The sequence below is a fragment of the Streptomyces tateyamensis genome (assembly GCF_003205575.1).
GTDB lineage: Bacteria > Actinomycetota > Actinomycetes > Streptomycetales > Streptomycetaceae > Kitasatospora > Kitasatospora tateyamensis.
The window spans coordinates 1,474-1,889 of record NZ_PYBW01000291.1 but is presented as its reverse complement, the minus strand read 5'-3'; the positions used below and the strand labels follow the sequence as shown (position 1 = coordinate 1,889).

General features: G+C 75.5%; 1 protein-coding gene. It reads right to left on the bottom strand.

Annotated features, from left to right (window positions below; translation table 11 throughout):
* On the bottom strand, positions 1-416 hold a 416-nt coding region (locus C7C46_RS37070; RefSeq protein ID WP_245985328.1), incomplete at both ends, for a cobaltochelatase subunit CobN.

Below are 416 nucleotides of genomic sequence, written 5' to 3'. Positions count from 1 at the left end.
CCTCCAGGCCGGTGACCCGGCGCGAGGCGTCGTCCCAGACCGGCCGGATGCCGAGCAGTGCGAAGGCCTCGGCGATGTCGTCACCGGCGGTGCGCATCGCGCTGGTGCCCCAGAGCGAGAGGCCCACCGAGGGCGGGTAGGCGCCGTCGTTGTCGGCCCGGTAGCGCTCGACCAGCGAGGCGGCCAGCGCCTGCCCGGTCTCCCAGGCGAGCCGCGAGGGCACCGCCTTGGGATCCACCGAGTAGAAGTTGCGTCCGGTCGGCAGCACGTTGACCAGCCCGCGCAGCGGCGAGCCGGACGGGCCGGCGGGCACGAAGCCGCCGCCGAGCGCGTGGATCACCGCGTCCAGCTCGTCGGTGGTGGCGGCCAGTCGGGGCACCACCTGGCGGGCCGCGAAGTCCAGCACCTCGGCCACC